The sequence below is a fragment of the Williamsia sp. SKLECPSW1 genome, assembly GCF_054332755.1.
In genome coordinates this window covers 371,873-386,975 of sequence record NZ_JBTGLI010000002.1, presented here as the reverse complement: position 1 = coordinate 386,975, position 15,103 = coordinate 371,873, and the positions used below count along the sequence as shown (strand labels likewise).

The 15,103-nt window shown below is 71.8% G+C and carries 14 protein-coding genes and 1 pseudogene; 14 read left to right on the top strand and 1 reads right to left on the bottom strand.

The genetic code is table 11. The annotated features are described in order from the left end of the window. The first annotated feature begins 4 nt into the window (after positions 1-4). From alaS to aroB, 8 genes and pseudogenes are all read left to right on the top strand, one after another. Entirely contained in the window at positions 5-2,677 is a 2,673-nt protein-coding gene (gene alaS, locus ACXVUM_RS17655) for an alanine--tRNA ligase (protein ID WP_458523225.1), read from the top strand. After that, complete coding sequence (gene ruvX / locus ACXVUM_RS17650; RefSeq protein WP_458523224.1) at positions 2,674-3,177, top strand: Holliday junction resolvase RuvX; 504 nt, start codon at positions 2,674-2,676, stop codon at positions 3,175-3,177. Before alaS ends, ruvX begins: the two co-directional genes overlap by 4 nt. Further along, on the top strand, positions 3,174-4,874 hold the full coding sequence (locus tag ACXVUM_RS17645; RefSeq protein WP_458523223.1) for an endolytic transglycosylase MltG: 1,701 nt from the start codon (positions 3,174-3,176) through the stop codon (positions 4,872-4,874). Before ruvX ends, ACXVUM_RS17645 begins: the two co-directional genes overlap by 4 nt. Continuing rightward, positions 4,865-5,710: a shikimate dehydrogenase gene (locus ACXVUM_RS17640; RefSeq protein WP_458523222.1), complete on the top strand. Its 846-nt coding sequence runs from the start codon at positions 4,865-4,867 to the stop codon at positions 5,708-5,710. The genes ACXVUM_RS17645 and ACXVUM_RS17640 overlap by 10 nt, the downstream gene beginning before the upstream one ends. A 73-nt stretch (positions 5,711-5,783) precedes the next feature. Then, complete coding sequence (locus ACXVUM_RS17635; RefSeq protein ID WP_458523221.1) at positions 5,784-6,209, top strand: A24 family peptidase; 426 nt, start codon at positions 5,784-5,786, stop codon at positions 6,207-6,209. 68 nt (positions 6,210-6,277) lie between these two features. After that, on the top strand, positions 6,278-7,498 hold the full coding sequence (gene aroC, locus ACXVUM_RS17630; RefSeq protein ID WP_458523220.1) for a chorismate synthase: 1,221 nt from the start codon (positions 6,278-6,280) through the stop codon (positions 7,496-7,498). 65 nt (positions 7,499-7,563) lie between these two features. Further along, positions 7,564-8,031 (top strand): annotated as a pseudogene (locus tag ACXVUM_RS17625) (shikimate kinase); the annotation flags it as partial. Positions 8,032-8,109: 78 nt separating this feature from the next. Then, positions 8,110-9,225 carry a 3-dehydroquinate synthase gene (gene aroB / locus ACXVUM_RS17620; RefSeq protein WP_458523551.1) on the top strand — a complete coding sequence of 372 codons (1,116 nt, stop codon included), beginning with the start codon at positions 8,110-8,112 and terminating at the stop codon, positions 9,223-9,225. A 19-nt stretch (positions 9,226-9,244) separates the two neighbouring features. Here the strand turns inward: aroB and ACXVUM_RS17615 are convergent, their stop codons facing one another. Next, positions 9,245-9,730: a B-4DMT family transporter gene (locus ACXVUM_RS17615; protein ID WP_458523219.1), complete on the bottom strand. Its 486-nt coding sequence runs from the start codon at positions 9,728-9,730 to the stop codon at positions 9,245-9,247. 82 nt (positions 9,731-9,812) lie between these two features. On the opposite strand from ACXVUM_RS17615, the gene ACXVUM_RS17610 reads away from it, so the two are divergent. The 6 genes from ACXVUM_RS17610 (at position 9,813) to ACXVUM_RS17585 (ending at position 15,075) form a co-directional block, all read left to right on the top strand. Continuing rightward, positions 9,813-10,928, top strand: coding sequence for an aminopeptidase P family protein (locus ACXVUM_RS17610; RefSeq protein WP_458523218.1), 1,116 nt, complete (start codon positions 9,813-9,815; stop codon positions 10,926-10,928). Positions 10,929-10,996: 68 nt separating this feature from the next. Next, positions 10,997-11,560, top strand: coding sequence for an elongation factor P (gene efp / locus ACXVUM_RS17605; protein ID WP_458523217.1), 564 nt, complete (start codon positions 10,997-10,999; stop codon positions 11,558-11,560). 49 nt (positions 11,561-11,609) lie between these two features. Then, positions 11,610-12,089: a transcription antitermination factor NusB gene (nusB, locus tag ACXVUM_RS17600; RefSeq protein WP_458523216.1), complete on the top strand. Its 480-nt coding sequence runs from the start codon at positions 11,610-11,612 to the stop codon at positions 12,087-12,089. A gap of 115 nt (positions 12,090-12,204) precedes the next feature. After that, entirely contained in the window at positions 12,205-12,804 is a 600-nt protein-coding gene (pyrR, locus tag ACXVUM_RS17595; RefSeq protein ID WP_458523215.1) for a bifunctional pyr operon transcriptional regulator/uracil phosphoribosyltransferase PyrR, read from the top strand. Beyond that, positions 12,804-13,745 (top strand): aspartate carbamoyltransferase catalytic subunit, encoded by a 942-nt coding sequence (locus ACXVUM_RS17590; RefSeq protein ID WP_458523214.1) that lies wholly within the window; start codon positions 12,804-12,806, stop codon positions 13,743-13,745. The genes pyrR and ACXVUM_RS17590 overlap by 1 nt, the downstream gene beginning before the upstream one ends. 1 nt (position 13,746) lies before the next feature. Further along, on the top strand, positions 13,747-15,075 hold the full coding sequence (locus ACXVUM_RS17585) for a dihydroorotase (RefSeq protein WP_458523213.1): 1,329 nt from the start codon (positions 13,747-13,749) through the stop codon (positions 15,073-15,075). Positions 15,076-15,103 lie beyond the last annotated feature (28 nt).

The window sequence follows — 15,103 nt, the reverse complement described above, 5'->3', positions numbered from 1 at the left end:
TCAGGTGCAGACCCACGAGATCAGGAAGCGATTCCTCGATCATTTCGTCGCGGCCGGTCACACCGAGATCCCCAGTGCCTCGCTCGTCCTCGACGACCCGAACCTGCTGTTCGTGAACGCCGGCATGGTGCCCTTCAAGCCGTACTTCCTCGGTGACCGCACCCCGCCGTCACCGCGTGCCACGTCGATCCAGAAGTGCGTCCGCACCCTCGACATCGAGGAGGTGGGCATCACCACCCGCCACAACACCTTCTTCCAGATGGCGGGCAACTTCTCGTTCGGTGACTACTTCAAGCGCGAGGCCATCGCCTTCGCGTGGTCGCTGCTGACGAATCCCGTCGACGACGGCGGTTACGGCATCGACCCCACACGGCTCTGGCCGACGGTCTACCTCGACGACGACGAGGCCGAGGCGATCTGGCGTGACGAGATGGGCGTGCCCGCCGAGCGGATCCAGCGCCGGGGGATGAAGGACAACTACTGGTCGATGGGCGTGCCGGGTCCCTGCGGGCCGTGCTCGGAGATCTTCTTCGACCGCGGACCCGACTACGGCGTCGAGGGTGGCCCCGAGGCCGACGAGGACCGCTACATCGAGATCTGGAACCTCGTGTTCATGCAGAACGAACGGGGTGAGGGCACCACCAAGGACGACTACCCGATCCTCGGCCCGCTGCCCCGTCCCAACATCGACACCGGCATGGGTGTCGAGCGGGTCGCGACGATCCTGCAGGGCGTCGACAACGTCTACGAGACCGACCTGCTCAAGCCCGTCATCGACGTCGCCGCCCGACTCACCGGCCGCACCTACGGCGCCGGCGGCGACGACGACGGCCACGCCGCCGACGTGCGCTTCCGCGTCATCGCCGACCACGCGCGCACCGCGGTGATGCTCATCTCCGACGGCGTCCGGCCCGCCAACGACGGACGCGGGTACGTCCTGCGTCGACTGCTGCGCCGCATCGTGCGGTCCGCGCGTCTGCTCGGCGCCGAGCAGCCCACGTTGGGCGACTTCGTCGACACCGTCCTCGCGACCATGACGCCGTCGTATCCCGTCCTGGCCGAGCAGGCCGCGGACATCCGCGCCGCCGCGGTCGCCGAGGAGCAGGCATTCATGGGCACATTGGCAGAGGGGTCGAAGAAGTTCGAGGACGCGGCCACCACCACCCGTGGTGCCGGGCGGACGGTCATCGCGGGCAGCGACGCATTCGCTCTGCACGACACCTATGGCTTCCCCATCGACCTCACGCTGGAGATGGCGGCCGAGGCCGGGTTGTCGGTGGACGAGCAGGGATTCGCCGACCTCATGGCCGAGCAGCGTGACCGCGCCAAGGCCGATGCACTGAAGAACAAGAGCGGCCACGCCGACCTCTCGGCGTACCGCGAGTTCCTCGACCGGGGGCCGACGGAGTTCACCGGCTTCGACGAACTGGTCAGCGATGCAACAGTTCTCGGCATCGTCGCCGACAACGTCACCCAGCCCGTCGCGACGGTGGGTGCCGAGGTGGACATCGTCCTCGACCGGACCCCGCTCTACGCCGAGTCCGGTGGTCAGACCGCCGACATCGGCACCATCTCGACGTCGACCGGAGCCCGTGCGCGCGTGACCGACGTACAGAAGGTCGCGAAGTCGGTCTACCGCCACCACGTCACCGTGGAGGCGGGCGAGTTCGCCGTCGGCGACGTCGTGCTGGCCTCGGTCGACCCGAACCACCGCCGTGGTGCGACGCAGGGCCACTCCGGCACCCACCTCGTCGGTGCGGCACTCCGCCAGGTGCTGGGTTCCGGTGCGACGCAGGCTGGTTCGCTCAACCGCCCCGGGTATCTGCGGTTCGACTTCCGTTCCTCGGGACCGATGACCGAGGCCCAGCGCGGCGAGATCGAGGACATCACCAACTCCGCGGTCGAGGCCGACCACGCGGTGCACACCTTCGAGACCGGACTCGACGACGCCAAGGCGATGGGCGCGATGGCGCTCTTCGGGGAGAACTACGGCGATCGGGTGCGCGTCGTCGAGATCGGCGGGCCGTTCTCGATGGAACTCTGCGGTGGCACGCACGTCGGGTCGTCGGCGCAGGTCGGACCGGTGACGCTGCTCGGCGAGTCGTCGGTGGCGTCGGGTGTCCGCCGCGTCGAGGCCTACGTCGGGCTCGACTCCTACCGTCACCTCGCGCGCGAACGCGCCCTGCTGTCCGCGGTGTCGTCGACTCTCAAGGTCCCCGGTGAGGAGGTCCCCGACCGCGTCGCGACGCTGGTCGACCGCCTCCGGGACGCGGAGAAGAGTCTCGAGAAGCTGAAGGCCGAGGCGGCGCGGGCGTCCGCGGCGTCGGTGCTCGACGATGCCGAGCGTGTCGGCGAGACCCTCGTGGTGGCCGCCCGTCTGGCCGACGGCCTCTCCGGCGGTGACCTCCGTTCGCTGGCGACCGATCTCCGGGGTCGGCTCGGGTCGCAGGCGGGGATCGTCGCGCTGTTCTCCGTCACCGACGGCAAGGTCCCGTTCGTCGTGGCCGTGACCGGTGCCGCCCGGGACGCGGGCCTGTCGGCGGGCGCGATCGTCGGCGACGTCGCCCCGGCGATCGGCGGTCGGGGTGGCGGCAAGCCCGATCTCGCCCAGGGGTCGGGCACCGACCCCGCGGGCATCGACTCCGCACTCGCCCGGGTCCGTCAGGCGGCCGGGTGACCGGCGACGACGGCGATCCGGCCGCACCCCCGCGCCGCGGGCGCCGACTCGCCGTCGACGTCGGGAGTGTGCGCATCGGTGTGGCCGCATGTGATCCTGACGGGATGCTGGCGACACCGGTCGAGACCGTGCCCCGTGTCGGCGACGGTCGCGACCTCGCGCGCATCGCCGACCTCGTCGCCGAGTACGACGCCGTCGAGGTCATCGTCGGACTGCCGACCACGTTGCGCGGCGACCACGGCCCCGCCGCCCGCACCGCGACCGCCTTCGCCGAGCAGCTCCGTCGTCGCGTCGGGTCGGTCCCGGTCACCCTGCACGACGAGCGCTTGACGACGGCGCTGGCCGGACGCGCCTTGCGCGCCGGTGGCCGGTCGTCCCGGCAACAGCGTTCGATCATCGATCAGGCCGCGGCCGTGGAGATCCTGCAGTCCTGGTTGGACCGCCACCTGCGGCGGCCCACGGCCGTCGCGCTCGACGAGCCGGGGACGTCCCCGCGGTGAGCGACGAGAACCGGCACCGGCGCCGGGCCGGCGACGACTCGTCGCCCGAGAGGCTCTTCCGGCTGCCCACCGATCCCGATCACCACCCGCGACCCCATCGGCGTGCACGGGCCGACGACCAGCCGCCACCGGACCCGCGCACGACGGGCCCGGTCGGTCCCGGCAACGCCCGCCGCTCCGCCGTCGACCCCACCTCGGCCGGGTGGACCGAACCCCGACGCGCCCGCCCGCGGGCCATCCCACCCCGCGGTCCTGCCGGTCCCACCGGGGCGGGACGCGACCCGGGCTGGGAACGCCCGCTGCGGCGGCCCCCGTCGCCGCCGCCACCTCCACCGCCGGCCCCGCCGCGGGATCCGCGGGTCGAGGACACGCGCACGCCGACATGGGGTGCGCCCGACGACACCGGCCCCGTCGACGACGGGTTCTCCGACGTCGACGCCGCGACGGTGCCGACCCCCGCACTCACGCGGGACGCAGAGGATCGCGACACAGGGGAGGGCCGCACCCGACGACCGTCGTCGGGTCGGCGAGCGCGACGTCGGGGCACGACGGCCACCGTCCGCCGGCGGCGTCGTGTCGCTCTCGCCGGTGTGCTCGTCGTGATGGTGGTGCTGGTCTGCGGTCTGGGCTACGCCGGCCTCCGGCTGACCGGGTTCTTCGTGGACGACGACGACTTCAGCGGCGCCACCGGGAACGGCGACGTGCTCGTCCAGATCCCGAACAACGCCTCGCTCACCAAGTTCGGGCAGATCCTCACCGACCAGGGCGTCGTCGCGAGCGTGCGCGCCTTCACCGACGCAGCCGGCGACAAACCCATCTCCGCCGGCTTCTACAAACTGCGCACCCACATCTCCGCGGCGTCGGCGGTGTCGATGCTCGACGGCGACGACAACCGGGTGGGCCGGGTGGTCATCCCCGCGGGTCGGCAGCTCGACACCAAGCAGTCCGCCGACGGCTCGGCCACCACGGGCATCTTCGCCATGGTCGCGCAGGCCACCACCGTCACCATCGACGGCACACGCCGCGGCGTCACCGCCGAACAGCTCGCGCAGGCGGCGGCCACGGCCACGCCCGAGCAGCTCGGCGTGCCCTCGTGGGCGACCGCACGCGTGCAGCAGATGACCGGTGACCACCGGCGGATCGAGGGTCTGATCGCGCCCGTGGCCTGGGAGGCGATCGACCCGTCGCTGTCACCGGTCGACATGCTGCGCTACCTGATCTCGACGAGTGCGGGTTACTTCGAGCGGTGGGGCCTCACCCGAACGGGCACCAACGGACTCGACCCCTACGACACGCTGGTCGCCGCGTCGGTGGTCGAGAAGGAGGTGGCCGATCCCGACGACTACGGCAAGGTCGCCCGCGTCATCGTCAACCGTCTGGCGAAGAACCAGAAGCTCGAGATGGACTCGACCGCCAACTACACCGCGGCGGTGGTGAACATCGACGTGTCCGGGGACGCCTACACCGCGGACACGAAGTGGAACACCTATCGGGTCACCGGACTGCCGGCGACCCCGATCGGCTCGGTCGGCGAGAACGTCATCCCACCGACCGTCGACCCTCCTGCCGGCAACTGGCTGTACTTCGTCGCCGTCGACGCGCAGGGGACCACCGTCTTCACCGACGACTACCAGCAGCACCTGCGGAACCGGCAACGAGCCTGCGACAACAAGGTGCTGTCGGTCGGGTGTCGGTGACCGACCCGGCCGTCGCGTCGCGTGGTCGTCGCGCGGCGGTGCTCGGCCACCCCGTCGATCACTCCCGGTCACCGGACCTGCACCTGGCCGCCTATCGCGCGCTGGGGCTCGACGACTGGACCTACGATCGCGTCGACTGCACCGAGGATGCGCTGCCGGGCCTCGTCGGTGGCCTCGACGAGTCGTGGGTCGGGTTGTCGGTGACGATGCCCGCCAAGACGGCCGCGCTGCGGTTCGCGACCACCGTCACCGTCCGCGCTCGCCGCGTCGGGTCCGCCAACACCCTGGTCCGGACCGGCGCGGACTGGCACGCCGACTGCACCGACATCGACGGAGTCACCGGCGCACTGGGTCGGCTCGGGGCGCACGACCTCACCGGCGCATCCGCCGTCCTCCTCGGCGCCGGCGGGACCGCCCGTCCCGCCCTCGCCGCGCTGCACGCCGCAGGCACCCGCGATGTCGCGGTGGTGGTCCGCGACGCGGCACGCGCCGGCGACCTGACCGCCCTCGCCGACGACCTCGGTGTCGGGGTGACCGTCCTCCCGTTCCGCGACACCGCCGACCTGCGGTCTCGCTGTGCGGACGCCGCGGCGGTGGTCAGCACCGTCCCGGCGTCTGCGGCGGCGGCCCTCGCCGACGCGGTCGCGGGGACCGTCCGCCTCGTCGACGCCATCTACGCACCGTGGCCCACGCCTCTCGCCGAGGCCGTGGTCGCCGGGGGCGGGGCGGTCGCCGGGGGTCTGGTCATGTTGCTGCACCAGGCGTTCGCCCAGGTGGAGGCGTTCACGGGTCGCCCGGCTCCCCGCGAGGCGATGGCCGCGGCGATCGGTCTGTAGACCCACCTGTCCCCAGGTCCGGTCGTGTGCACACGCGGGCCGTCCGACGGCCGTGGGACGGCCCGGACCGGACATGCGGTCCGACGAGGATCGCGGTGTGCAGACCCCGCTCGTCGTCGCAGCGCCGATCCTCACATGGCTCCTGGTGCTCGTCGGGCACGATCTGCGTGACCGTCGTCTGCCGAACTCCCTGACCGTCCCCGGCGTGCTCGCGGTGGCCGCGATGGCCCCGACGCATCCGACCGCGGCCGCAGCCGTCGGCGTGACCGCGGTCCCGTACGTCGTCGCGACACTCACGGGCGGGTGCGGGGCGGGGGACCTCAAGCTCGCCGTGATCGTCGGCGCGCTGGCCGGCGACGTCCTACGGGCCGTGGTCGTGGTGCTGCTCGCGTCCGTGCTCACGCTGGTCGCCGCGGCGGTGGCGGCGGCACGCGGCGGCCCGACCACCGTCGCGCACGGCCCGGCCTTGGCGGCGGCCGTACTCGTGGTGGTCCTGTGACACCGCACGGTGTTCGGGGAGAGCCCAGCGATGCGGGAGCGCCGTCACCGGCGTGGGAGGATGGGCGCGTGTTGCGCTGGATCACCGCAGGAGAATCACACGGACCCGCTCTGGTCGCCCTCGTGGAGGGGATGGTCGCCGACGTGTCGGTGACCTCGGACGACGTCGCCGCACAGCTCGCGCGGCGTCGCCTCGGGTACGGGCGCGGTGCGCGGATGAAGTTCGAGGCCGACGCCGTCACGCTGCTCGGCGGTGTGCGCCACGGCCGGACGCAGGGCGGCCCGGTCGCCATCCAGATCGCGAACACCGAATGGCCAAAGTGGGAGACGGTGATGGCCGCCGATCCCGTCGACCCCGCCGAACTGGAGGGCGTCGCCCGCAACGCGCCGCTCACCCGGCCCCGCCCCGGCCACGCCGACTACGCCGGGATGCTGAAGTACGGCTTCGACGACGCCCGACCGGTCCTGGAACGGGCGAGCGCGCGCGAGACGGCCGCCCGCGTCGCCGCCGCGACGGTGGCCCGCAACTTCCTGCAGCAGGTCCTCGGTGTGGAGATCCTGTCGCACGTGGTGACCATCGGCGCCTCGGAGGCCGTCGACGCCCCGCCGCCGCGACCCGAGGATCTCGATCGCATCGACGCGAGCCCCGTGCGAGCGGCCACACCGGAGGCGGAGGCGGCCATGATCGCCGAGATCGAGGCGGCCAAGCGCGACGGGGACACCCTCGGCGGCGTCGTCGAGGTCATCGCGACCGGCCTGCCCATCGGACTCGGATCGCACGTCAGCGGCGACCAGCGCCTCGACGCACGCCTCGCCGGTGCGCTCATGGGGATTCAGGCGATGAAGGGTGTCGAGGTCGGCGACGGCTTCGCGACCGCACGTCGACGCGGCAGCCTCGCCCACGACGAGATGGTCCCGGGCAGCGACGGCGTGCTCCGCTCGACGAACCGCGCCGGCGGACTGGAGGGCGGCATGACGAACGGCGAGGACCTCCGGGTCCGGGTGGCGATGAAGCCGATCTCCACCGTCCCGCGGGCGCTGTCGACCGTCGACATGGCGACCGGTGAGCAGGCCCAGGCCATCCACCAGCGCTCCGACGTGTGCGCGGTCCCCGCCGCCGGCGTGGTCGCCGAGGCCATGGTCGCGTTGGTGCTGGCGCAGGCCGCGTTGGACAAGTTCGGCGGCGATTCCGCAGGCGAGACCGCCCAGGCGGTGGCTCGCTACCGAGCGGCGGTGGCCGAACGCACCGCGATCCTGGCTGCCGAGTCGGCCGCGCACGCGGGCCGGTGACCTCCTCGGAGACATCGTCGGACCCACAGCCGCCGGTCCGTCCGCGTGCCGTGCTCGTCGGGTTCATGGGCGCGGGCAAGTCGACGGTGGGCATGGCCCTCGCCGACCTGCTCGGCGTGGAGTTCGTCGACACCGATGCCGAGATCGTGCGGCGGGGTGGACGGACCGTGGAACAGGTCTTCGCCGAGGACGGGGAACAGGCGTTCCGGGAGCTGGAGGCGCAGGTCGTCGCCGACGTCCTCACCACCCACGCCGGCGTCGTCTCGCTCGGCGGGGGAGCGGTCACCACACCCGCGGTGCGCGAGGCCTTGGTCGGTCACACGGTGGTGCATCTCGACGTCACCCCGGAGGTCGGACACGCACGCGTCCGCGGCTCGGATCGCCCGCTGCTGCGCACCGACCCCGACTCCGCCGAGCCCGACCCTGCCGAGCGGTACCGCTCGCTGCATGCACAGCGTGCGGAGACCTATCGCGCGGTCGCCGTCCACCGCGTCGACACGACCACCGGCACCGCCGCCGAGATCGCCCGCACCGTCGCCGACATGCTCGGCTCGACGTCCGGCGACACCGCAGACCATCACCCCACCTCGACGACAGCAGGGAGTACCGACATGTCGACCCCGGAACCCGTCCGTATCCACGTGGCCACAGCGGCGCCCTACGACGTGGTGATCGGTCGCGGGTTGCTCACCGACCTCGTCGACGCGGCATCCGGGGCATCGCGGGTGGCGATCCTGTACCAGCCGACCCTCGGCCCCACCGCCGAGGCGGTCCGCTCGGCGTTGGCCGACGCCGGGCTGGATGCGCACCGGGTGGAGATCCCCGACGCGGAGACCGGCAAGGACCTGTCGGTGGCCGCCTTCTGCTGGGAGGTCTTCGGCCGCATCGGCATCACCCGCAGTGACCTCGTCGTGGGTCTCGGCGGTGGCGCCGCGACCGACCTCGCCGGCTTCGTCGCCGCCACCTGGATGCGCGGCGTCCCCGTCATCCATCTGCCCACGACCCTCTTGGGCATGGTCGACGCCGCCGTCGGCGGCAAGACCGGCATCAACACCGACGCCGGCAAGAACCTGGTCGGCGCGTTCCACGAACCGGCCGCGGTGTTCGTCGACACCGGCACCCTCGAGACCGTGCCGCCCAACGAGATCGTCGCCGGGCTCGCCGAGGTCATCAAGACCGGGTTCATCGCCGACCCCGAGATCCTCGACATGATCGAGGCCGACCCGGCGGCGGCGACCGACCCCACCGGATCGGTCCTGCCGGAGCTCATCCGCCGATCGGTGCAGGTCAAGGCCGACGTCGTCGCGGCGGATCTGAAGGAGTCGTCACTGCGCGAGATCCTCAACTACGGCCACACCCTCGGCCACGCCATCGAGCGACGCGAGAAGTACCGGTGGCGCCACGGCGCGGCCGTCGCGGTCGGCCTCGTGTACGCCGCCGAACTCGGTCGTCTCGCGGGACGTCTCGACGACGCCACCGCCGACCGGCATCGCACGATCTGTGAGCTGGTGGGCTTGCCGACCACCTACGACCCCGACGCGTTCGGCGACCTGCTGACGACCATGGGCGGCGACAAGAAGAACCGCGCCGGGGTGCTGCGGTTCGTCGTGCTCGACGGTCTGGCGAACCCGGGCCGCCTGGAGGGGCCCGATCCGGGGCTCCTGGCGGCCGCCTACTCCGCGGTCGCGGGACACGCGGCGCAGGGCTCGAGCGGGATCCTGCTCTAGAGCGGGACGGACCCGACCGTCAGGCGTCCTGCTTCTGCAGGCTCGGCCGGGTCGTCTCCGGCTGGTCACCCTGTGCGCGACGCCGCTGACGTCGGGCGAGGTACCGGCCGACGCCTGCACCGACCATGGCGGGCAGGAAGATCAGCAGTGCGGTGAACGAACCGCCGGCGAACAGTTCGATGAAGAACCCGTTCTCGCCCATCCCGTTGAACACGTAGTTGGCGAGGCCCCAGCTGATCACGGCGGAGATGACGCCGGCGAGCAGGCCCGCCTTGAGCCACCGCATGGTGAGGTCGGTGTAGTCGTCGGGGTCGTCGTGGGCGCGGGCGTCCACGATCCCGTCGATCCCGCCCCAGATCAGCGGGATGACGACGACGACCGCGACGGCGATCGTCTTCCACAACGTCCCGTGGAGGGGACTGTGCACCAGGGCCATCCCCAACAGCACACGCGCGACGATGTGGACGGCCGCCATGGGCAGGCCGCGGAGCAACCACGACAGCATGGCGCGAAGCGTAACCCACGGTGCGTCCGCGGTGTGCCGCACCACACACTCGCGTCGCATCGGCTTCGGTAGCGTGACCACGATGACCGCCCCGAGCGTGACCGACCCGACGGCGACCCACCGGGCGCGCCGTGACCGACTGCGCTCCGTGCTGACGGGTGTCGGGGCCGAGGCCATCCTCGTCTCCGATCTCGTCAACGTCCGCTACCTGTCCGGGTTCACCGGCTCGAACGCCGCACTGGTGGTCGGGTCCGAGGCCGCGCTCGACGCGATCGCCACCGACGGGCGTTACATCACGCAGGTGGGCGACCAGGTCCCCGACCTGCCGGCGGTGATCGACCGGGCCTGCGCATCCGCCCTGCTGACGCGGGTCGCCGACAACGCACCGGCGGTCGCGGTCGAGGAGCACGCGCTGACGGTGACCGCCTGGCGCGCCCTGGTCGATCTCGCCGAGACGTCCGGGACCCGTCTGGTCGCGGCGGGCCGCGTCGTGGAGGAGTTGCGATCGGTCAAGGACGAGGGGGAGATCGCGCTGCTGCGCGAGGCGTGCCTCATCGGTGACACCGCACTGGCAGCCCTCGTCGACGACGGTGTGTTGGTGCCGGGCCGCACCGAGCGTGAGGTGGCCCGCGCCCTGGAGTTCGGGATGTACGCCGCCGGGGCCGACGACATCGCGTTCGAGACGATCGTCGCCACGGGCGCCAACTCGGCGATCCCGCATCACCGCCCCACCGACGCCGTCCTCTCCTCGGGCGACTTCGTGAAGATCGACTTCGGGTCGGTGGTCGGCGGGTACCACTCGGACATGACGCGGACCTTCGTCCTGGAGCGGGCGGCCGACTGGCAGCACGAGATCTACGAGTTGGTGGCGACCGCGCAGAAGGCCGGTCGTGACGCGCTCGCACCCGACGCGCAGGCGTCGGTGGTGGACGCCGCGGCGCGCACGCTCATCGCCGACGCGGGGTACGGCGACAACTACGTGCACGGTCTCGGCCACGGCGTGGGCCTCCAGATCCACGAAGCGCCGTCGATCGGTGCGAGCGCCACGGGTACACTGCCCTGCGGTGCTGCAGTGACCGTCGAGCCCGGTGTGTACCTCCCCGGCCGAGGCGGGGTGCGTATCGAGGACACCCTGGTCGTCCGCGAGGGCGACGCAGAACTGCTGACCACCACCGACAGGACATTTCGGATCGTCTGACCCGCGCGCACCGCGCCGGGGACGATCGTGTGCCCGCACGACGGGCGAGAGGGAGCGAGGCGTCACCAGTGGCCACGACCGCGGATTTCAAGAACGGGCTCGTCCTGCGCATGGACGACCAGCTGTGGCAGATCCAGGAGTTCCAGCACGTCAAGCCGGGCAAGGGGCCCGCCTTCGTGCGCACCAAGATCAAGAACGTGCTCAGCGGCAAGATCGTCGACAAGACCTTCAACGCCGGCGTCAAGGTGGAGACCGCGACCGTCGACCGCCGCGACATGACCTACCTGTACAACGACGGGTCGGACTTCGTGTTCATGGACTCGGAGAACTACGAGCAGATCCCGGTGAGCCCGCAGACCCTCGGCGGCGGGGAGCGGTTCCTGCTGGAGAACATGAAGGTCCAGGTCGCGATGCACGACGGCAACCCGCTGTACGTGGAGCTGCCGGTCACGGTCGAGGTGCTCGTCGCGCAGACCGACCCGGGTGTGCAGGGCGACCGGTCGACCGGTGGGACCAAGCCCGCGACGCTGGAGACCGGCGCGGAGATCCAGGTCCCGCTGTTCATCAACACCGGCGACAAGCTCAAGGTCGACTCGCGGGACGGCAACTACCTCGGACGCGTCAACTCGTGACCGTCCCCGCCCGGCGGGCGGGTGGGGTCCACCCGGCCCCGCTGCGCCCGTGAAGAAGCCCGGCACCCGGCACAAGGCCCGCAAGCGTGCCGTGGACCTGCTGTTCGAGGCCGAGGCGAAGAACGTGTCCCCGGTCGACCTCGTCGCCGAACGCCGCGAACTGGTGCGTTCGGACGAGAGCATCGGCGTCGTCGCGGAGTACACCGAGCGCATCGTCGCCGGTGTCGCCGCCGATGGCCCTCAGCTCGACGCCGTGCTGACGTCGCACCTCAAGGAATGGACGCTGCCCCGGCTGCCCGCCGTCGACCGCGCGATACTGCGCCTGGCCGCCTGGGAGCTGTTCAACACCCCCGACGTGCCGCCCGTGGTGGTCGTCGACGAGGCCGTCGAACTGGCCAAGGAACTGTCCACCGACGACTCGCCCGCGTTCGTCAACGGTGTGCTCGGTCGGATGGTGCACCTCGCCCCGCAGGTCCGCGCCGCTGCCGCGGCGGAGCCGCAGGGCGAGACGCGCGACACATCCGGCTGATCACGGCTCGGCTAGCCCGCGGCACGCTGCTAGGCTTCGACCCGCCGGATGCACGTCCGGCCCGGACATCCTTTAACGATCCGTCCCGTGAGGCGGAGAAGGAGGTCTCCCTTCGGTGAGCCCGTCGCACCCCGGTCCGTCGCCGGTACCGCCCCGCGTGTTGCTCGACGCATCCGCGGTCACCCGCACGATCGCGCGCATGGCGCATCAGATCATCGAGAAGACCGCTCTCGACTCCGCCGACGCGCCTCGCGTGGTGATCATCGGAATCCCGACGCGCGGCACCATCCTGGCCCGACGCCTGGCCGACAAGATCGCCGAGTTCTCCGGTGTGCGACCGGGTGTCGGCTACCTCGACACCACCTTGTACCGCGACGACCTGCGCGGGAAGCCACATCGCCCGTTGGAGCGCACCTCGGTCCCGGCCGGTGGTGTCGACGGAGCGCTCGTCGTCCTGGTCGACGACGTCCTGTACTCCGGCCGAACGGTCCGCGCTGCGCTCGATGCGCTGCGTGACCTGGGTCGTCCCGCGGTCGTGCAGCTCGCGGTCCTCGTCGACCGGGGACACCGGGAACTGCCGATCCGCGCCGACTACGTGGGCAAGAACCTCCCGACCGCCCGGTCGGAGGACGTGGGCGTGCGGCTGGTCGAACAGGACGACGTCGACGAGGTCGTCATCACCGACGGACCCCGCCCGGCGGGCGAGGGGGAGTGATGCGACATCTGCTCGGTGTCGACGACCTCGACGCCACCACCGCCGCTGAACTCCTCGACGACGCCGAGAGATTCGAGCAGGCGCTGCTCGGTCGCGAGGTGCGCAAGCTGCCCACACTGCGTGGTCGCACGGTGATGACGGTCTTCTACGAGAACTCCACCCGCACTCGGGTGTCCTTCGAGGTGGCGGGCAAGTGGATGAGCGCCGACGTCATCAACGTGAGCGCGTCGAGTTCGTCGGCGGGCAAGGGGGAGTCGTTGCGCGACACCGCGAAGACTCTCCACGCGGCCGGCGCCGACGCGCTGATCGTCCGTCATCCCGCGTCGGGGGCGGCGCACCAGATCGCTCGCTGGACATCCGAGGACGGGCCCGGTCCGGCCGTCGTCAACGCCGGCGACGGCACCCACGAGCACCCCACCCAGGCGCTGTTGGACGCGCTGACGCTGCGGCAACGGCTCGGGACGCTGGAGGGCAAGCGCATCGGCATCGTCGGCGACGTCCTGCACTCGCGGGTCGCACGGTCCAACGCGCACCTGCTCGCCACGCTCGGGGCGAGTGTGGTCCTGGTGGCACCGCCCACGCTGCTGCCCGTCGGGGTGGAGCAGTGGCCGGTCACCGTCTCCCACCATCTCGACGCCGCGCTGCCGGCCCTGGACGCCGTGATGATGCTGCGGGTGCAGGCCGAGAGGATGAACGGTGGGTTCTTCCCGTCGGCCCGGGAGTACTCGATCCGCTACGGGCTCAACGATCGTCGGCTGGCGCTGCTGCCGGACGACGCGGTGGTCCTGCACCCGGGACCGATGTTGCGCGGCATGGAGATCGGCTTCTCCGTCGCCGACTCGCCGCGGGCGACGGTGCTGCAGCAGGTGACCAACGGTGTCCACGTCCGCATGGCGGTGCTCTTCCGGCTGCTCGTCGGGACCGACGGAGAGGTGGGCTGAGATGACCGAGCCCGGCACGACACCGGTGTCGCTGCTGCTGCGCGCCGTCCGTCCCTACGGCGAGGGCGACGCGGTGGACGTCGCGATCCGCGACGGGGTGATCACCGCGATCGGCGGCGACCTCGACGTCACCGCCGACGAGACCGTCGACGGGGGTGGGGCGATCCTGCTCCCGGGCTTCGTGGACCTGCACACCCATCTGCGCGAACCCGGCCGCGAGGACACCGAGACCATCGAGACCGGTTCGCGCGCAGCGGCGCTCGGGGGATACACCGCCGTGTTCGCGATGGCCAACACCGACCCCGTCGCCGACACCGCGGTGCTCACCGACCATGTGTGGGCGCGTGGACAGCAGGTCGGCCTCGTCGACGTGCACCCGGTCGGTGCGGTCACCGTGGGACTCGGTGGCACCCAGCTCGCCGAGATGGGCGCGATGGCCGACGGGGTCGCCGGCGTGCGGATGTTCTCCGACGACGGCAAGTGCGTCCACGACCCGCTGCTGATGCGTCGCGCGCTGGAGTACGCGCGCGGTCTGGACGTCCTCATCGCGCAACACGCGGAGGAGCCGCGGCTGACGGTCGGTGCCGTCGCGCACGAGGGTGCGGCCGCCGCGCGCCTCGGTCTCGCCGGGTGGCCCCGATCGGCCGAGGAGTCGATCGTCGCCCGCGACGCGATCCTGGCCCGCGACGCCGGTGCGCGGGTGCACATCTGCCACGCCTCGACCGCGGGCACCGTGGAGCTGCTGCGGTGGGCGAAGGCGCAGGGCATCGCCATCACCGCCGAGGTCACACCGCACCACCTGCTTCTGGACGACTCCCGGCTGCAGACCTACGACCCGGTCAACAAGGTGAACCCGCCGCTGCGCGAGTCCTCCGACTGCGCTGCCCTGCGGGCCGCCCTCGCGGAGGGGATCGTCGACTGCGTCGCCACCGACCACGCGCCGCACGCCGAGCAGGACAAGTGCTGCGAGTTCTCCGCGGCCCGACCCGGGATGCTCGGACTGCAGACCGCACTGTCGGTGGTCGTCGCGACGATGGTCGCCCCGACCGGTGGCTGCGCCACGCTGGACTGGCGTGGTGTCGCCCGGGTCATGAGCGAGCGCCCTGCCGAGATCGTCGGTCTGCCCGACCAGGGCCGCCCGATCGCGGTCGGGGAGCCGGCGAACCTCGCGGTCGTCGACCCCGAGGCGACCTGGACGGTCGACGCGCGCGGCCTCGCGAGCATCGGGACGAACTCGCCGTTCGACGGGATGGAGTTGCCCGGACGGGTCGTCGCGACCGTGCTGCGCGGCCATGTGACCGCCCGCGACGGACAGGTGCGTCCACGGTGACCAGCGCCTTGATCGTCCTCGTCGTGCT